This is a genomic window from Frigidibacter sp. (assembly GCF_030695035.1).
Lineage (GTDB): Bacteria > Pseudomonadota > Alphaproteobacteria > Rhodobacterales > Rhodobacteraceae > Frigidibacter.
Window position 1 is genome coordinate 1 of the sequence record NZ_JAUYTT010000029.1, and the last position, 4,617, is coordinate 4,617.

General features: G+C 67.2%; 7 protein-coding genes. 1 reads left to right on the forward strand and 6 read right to left on the reverse strand.

The window, feature by feature from the left end; translation table 11 throughout:
• A partial coding sequence (locus Q8S30_RS21050) for a hypothetical protein (RefSeq protein ID WP_305667982.1) occupies positions 1-309 on the reverse strand: 309 nt, incomplete at its 3' end.
• 191 nt (positions 310-500) lie between these two features.
• Between Q8S30_RS21050 and Q8S30_RS21055 the strand changes: the two genes are divergently transcribed.
• Positions 501-1,865, forward strand: coding sequence for a MobA/MobL family protein (locus Q8S30_RS21055; RefSeq protein ID WP_305667983.1), 1,365 nt, complete (start codon positions 501-503; stop codon positions 1,863-1,865).
• A 2-nt stretch (positions 1,866-1,867) separates the two neighbouring features.
• On the opposite strand, the gene Q8S30_RS21060 is transcribed toward Q8S30_RS21055, so the two are convergent.
• The 5 genes from Q8S30_RS21060 to Q8S30_RS21080 form a co-directional block, all read right to left on the reverse strand.
• Positions 1,868-2,431, reverse strand: a complete 564-nt coding sequence (locus tag Q8S30_RS21060; RefSeq protein ID WP_305667984.1) for a helix-turn-helix domain-containing protein — start codon at positions 2,429-2,431, stop codon at positions 1,868-1,870.
• Between the two features lie 859 nt (positions 2,432-3,290).
• Entirely contained in the window at positions 3,291-3,593 is a 303-nt protein-coding gene (locus Q8S30_RS21065) for a hypothetical protein (protein WP_305667985.1), read from the reverse strand.
• Positions 3,594-3,657: 64 nt separating this feature from the next.
• On the reverse strand, positions 3,658-3,882 hold the full coding sequence (locus Q8S30_RS21070; RefSeq protein ID WP_305667986.1) for a hypothetical protein: 225 nt from the start codon (positions 3,880-3,882) through the stop codon (positions 3,658-3,660).
• Between the two features lie 64 nt (positions 3,883-3,946).
• Positions 3,947-4,357: a conjugal transfer protein TraD gene (locus Q8S30_RS21075; RefSeq protein WP_305667987.1), complete on the reverse strand. Its 411-nt coding sequence runs from the start codon at positions 4,355-4,357 to the stop codon at positions 3,947-3,949.
• Positions 4,354-4,617 (reverse strand): hypothetical protein (locus Q8S30_RS21080; RefSeq protein ID WP_305667988.1); only part of this gene is annotated, 264 nt, incomplete at its 5' end. The genes Q8S30_RS21075 and Q8S30_RS21080, both read right to left, overlap by 4 nt.

Here is a 4,617-nt window from a genome sequence, read left to right on the forward strand (position 1 = left end):
AAGACGACTGCACACAGGCTCCAGCAGTGCGATTGCAGCCTCAAGATCAGCGCGCCGCTCGCCCTTGAAGCCGTGGCGTGTGGCGTCCAGCAGGGCAAGGGCGCTGAGTGCTGACTGCGACAGGAAGCGCGACACATCACCGCTAAGAACTTTGCCGCGTGCGACCAGCTGCAGGCGGTCAGTGACACCGGCCGCATAGACATAGGCGTTCAAGAGTGCATCGCCGCTGGAGTAGCCGGAGACAACGCGGAAAAGGTTGGCTTTATCGTTCTCGAAGTCGAAGGGAACCGATTTCGTCGTGAGCGTCATGGGGTTGCCTTTGGGGTGGGGTGGTGGTATGCCGCAAACGTAGCGTAGCCGGTGGAGCGAAGCGAAGCAAAGCGGTATCCTTGCGAAGCAAGGCGCGCTTAGTTGTTTCCCCCTGCGGGGGAAACGCGCGGCCTGCCGGCGGCCGAGGCAAGAGCCGAAGCCAGAGCAACAGCAAAAGCGGAGGCGCGGAGTTGGCGATTGCCCGGCTGTCGATGAAGGTTGGCAAGGCCGGCAAGGCCGGGCCTCATGCCGCCTACATCGCGCGCACGGGTCGCCATGCCGACCGTCTCGAACGCGGCGAGAAGTTGGAGGCGACCGAGGCCGGCAACATGCCGGCCTGGGCGCAATCCAACCCGCTCGCGTTCTGGGAGGCGGCCGACGCTTGCGAGCGCAAAGGCGGCACCACGTATCGCGAAATGGAGATCGCTCTACCGCGCGAGTTGTCGCCGGAGCAGCGGCTTGAGCTGGTGCGCGATTGGGTGGCTTCCGAGATCGGCGACCGGCACGCCTACCAGTGGTCGATTCACACGCCAAAGGCAGCAGACGGCGGCGAGCAGCCGCACGTGCATTTGATGTTCTCGGAGCGGCAGTGCGACGGCATCGAGCGCGACCCTGACCAGTACTTCAAGCGCTACAACGCGAAGGCTCCGGAGAAGGGGGGGGCGCGGAAGGGGTACGGCCCGAGGGCAGGGGAGACCCTGACCAGGGAAGAGCGCGCCGAGGACCTCAAGGCCCTGCGCTCTCGCTGGGGCGACCTCTGCAATGCGCACTTGGAGCGCGCCGCTGCCGGCGTCGCGATCGACATGCGGAGCAACGCGGAGCAGGGCGCAGCGGAGCCGGAGGCAAAGCAGCTGCCGAGCCAGTGGCGCGGCGACGGCCGTGCGGCCGTGCTCGAGTTCCGGGCGGCGAAGGCCGAGGCCGCCGAGGCGACGGCGGCCGTCTGGCAGCAGATGCCGGAGCCTGGCCGACTGATCGAGCTGGAGCGTGAGCGCGTGGCGCGTGCTGAGCGGCAGCGGTTGGAAGCGATGCCGCTGGCCGAGCTGCGGCAGCACGTGGCCGGGCTCAAGAGCCCCGGCGCACAGGCGCTGCTGGAGGCCATGCCAGAGCCGCAGGCCCTGCTGGGCCGGCTCAAGGCCGTGAGCACGGCCGAGGCGAAGGCCAAGGGCGAGCTAGCCAAGCATGAGCCGGCGTATCAGGCATGGCAGAAGGCGCACCCGGTGCGGGCGTGGCTGCACCGCAAAGGCCTGCTGAAGCATGCCCACGCCGGCAAGGTGGAGGGCTGGCTAGAGCAGCAGCGGCAGGAGCTGGCCAAGGCCGAGAAGGAGCGGGCGGCTGTGCTGGCTGAAGGCAAAGAGCTGGGTGCGCGGCTGATGCCGAAGGCACAGGCCGAGCATGAGCGGCGCGAGGCTGCATGCGCGACCGCTATGCCCCTGCTGGAGCGGCGAGAGCAAGCCGAGCGAGAGCGCCAGCAACGGGCGCTGGCCGAGCACCTGCAGGCGGAGAAGGCGCGCCGACAGGAGCGCGGGAAAGACCGAGGGCCGGGGATGGGGCGCTAGGCTTACAGCTGATCAACCTCAACGCCTGGCGGCGGGAAGCCATCAAGTTGTGGCTGGCTGGGTGGCGGTAGGCCGGGGCCTGATAGAACGGCGCGCTCATCGGGTCTGATCACCGGAACTCGCCGTAAGGGCGTCGTCTCGATCTTTGCCTGATCGGCACCGCTGGCCAGGACGACGGCGCGGAAGGCTGCCCCAGCTTTGCCGTCACTGGACCGCGTCCAGTGCACGCGGCTGTTGAGCCTGTAGGCACATGCTCCGGTACCAGTCGCGCCCAGCCGGACGACTTCGATGAAGTTCGCTGCGGCCGCTTTGCTGACCGCGCGGGCGATGGTTGCCTGGCTTACTCCGAGGCGCTCAGCAAGCACGCGCTGGCTCGCGACGACGGTGTCGTCGTCGCCGGCTAGGCGCACAAGCATGTGCACCAGCGCGGCGGCTGGTGGGGCATCGAGAGTGAAGTGAGCCCAAGCCTCGTGGGCCGCCAGCTCAGTCTGGCTGTAGGTCGCCCTGGTGCGCTCTACGCGCCGCCCTGGAAGCCTTCCGTGAGTGTCCGGTTTCTCGTCAAACATGCCTGATTTCCGAACTCAGGTGGTTCACCTGATTCATGCTCGATTATTCGCCTAGCGTGCGCGAAAATCAATCACGAACGCATGCTTTTACGTCTGAGTGATTCATCTGGGTGAATCAGGGTGATTCATCTGGGTGAATCACTTGCCTCTGTAAGTCTTTGAAGTGAAAGGCCTCGGCAAAACGGCCTCTGTATCTAGCTTTTCTGAGGCGATCGTGACCCCTGCGCGCTATGAGCACGCCCCCCGGCCCCTACCCGCTGCGCGGGCAGGGAACCCCTAGCCGGGGGGTGCCCTGCGGTCCGGCCGATAGAGCCGGCCGGCCCTCCGGCGTGCGAGTGCTTTATCTGGACTCCGGCCCCTGCCGGGGCCTGCGTCCAGGCGGCCGCTATGGCGGCCTTGGGCGGCCCTGCGGGCCGCTTGGTTCTGCGCTCCGTCTATCAGCTTGGCGGCGCTTAGCGGGCCGCGTAGGCGGCCCAAGAGGCCGGGAGCTTCCAGCGGTGGGCGAAGTGTGGGCAGGCGGGGTGCAGCCGGTGGGCGGCGGCTCCATGCCGTCCACGGGCTGTGCCCGGCCTGTCCACACGGTGCCGCAGGCATCGTCCACGGCTGGGAGCGGGTGAGGTTCAGAGCGGAGCGCGTGAGCGCGTACGAGGACAGCCCCGCGAGTCGTAAGACTTCAGCTCGATCAAGGGTCAGAGAACTGCCTAGAGCCGGAAGAGCGGTTTGGCAGGCGCGAATGCAGACCGCGGCGAGCGGGGGGCATAGCGGTCGCGGCGGGAGGGTGGGGCAGGGCAGAGGCCCGGAAGGGCCACAGCGAGCCCCTGCGGGGCTCATAGCCGGCGGGGAGAGCCCCGCCACCCCCTCAGAGACTGGGGCCTTTGGACGCGGCTCTGCGGCCGGCGTGGAGGCCTTGGGCGAGGTCAGCCGACCAGAGGAAGGCATCGCCCAGGCGTTTGCGCATGTCGTCGATGGGGCCGCGCAAGTCCAGGTCGAGCACCTGACGGCCGCCGTCGTAGCCGATCACGTGCGCTTCGATCTGTCCGCGCTCGCCTTTGGCGTGCAGCTGGTTGAGGCCGTCGAGGAGACCGGTCCGGGCTTCCTGCGCGGTCTCGGCTTCGAGGGTCAGCGGCGCCGTGTCCGCTTCGACGTGGACGACGTACCGCATCACCCGGTTGCCTCGATAGCCTGGTGCAGCTGCTCGGGGTCAAAACTTACGCGGACCATGGGGTTCACCTTTTGGGGTGGAAGATCGGTGCGAAAAGCAGCGCGAACTGGTCGACCTGGTGCATCTCGCTGTTGAGCAAGTCAATGTTACGCAACAGAATGAATTGGGCCAGCGTCTCAGGCTTGAAGTGTGGGAGGCCTGCAGGGAGCTTCGTGTTTAAGGCTTCGCAGAACTCCTTCAGGTCCTTGTGATCTTCCTTCGGGATGCGGATGTTGTAGATCTTGTCCATCGTCGCCTTCCGTGCGCAGCGCACGGCGGCTGCGGCCATAGCCCACCACGCGGTGGGCTGGGCCTCAAGGCTTCCGCTGGGCGAGGGCCGCATCGCCTGCCGTTTTCCAGCCGGCCCACCGCTCAGCGTCGGCGGTCTTGGCCAGGGCGAGGAATGCGCCCAGGAGCGCGCCTTTGTCGCGCTCACCGAGGCCGGCGAGCTCGACCAGGCCGCCCAGCTCGATGAGCCGGCGCGTGCGTGCTTTGCGTTCGGCCTCGCGATCGGCGTTCAGCAGCTTTGCCGCCGCTGCCTTGGCTCGTTGCGCGCGATCGGCGGCACGCTCGGCCTTCAGGAGAGCCGCCAGCTTCCGTTCTTCGTCGGCCGTCCGCTCGGTCTTGTCCGCCAGGACGAGCAGCAGCCGCTGGTGGTCCGTCGGCGACTTTAAGCCGCGCAGATACTCCAGCCGCTCGACGTCCCATTTCTTCGCCTCGCTCATGCCGCTGCCTCCAGGTACTCGCGTGCTCGATTGATCGCGTGGGCCGCGTCGTCGGCAGCCTTCGCCAGCTTTGCCGCCTCAGCAAAGCGAACTGGCTCGTCAGGAGATTCGCCGTCAGCAAGACGACTGCACACAGGCTCCAGCAGTGCGATTGCAGCCTCAAGATCAGCGCGCCGCTCGCCCTTGAAGCCGTGGCGTGTGGCGTCCAGCAGGGCAAGGGCGCTGAGTGCTGACTGCGACAGGAAGCGCGACACATCACC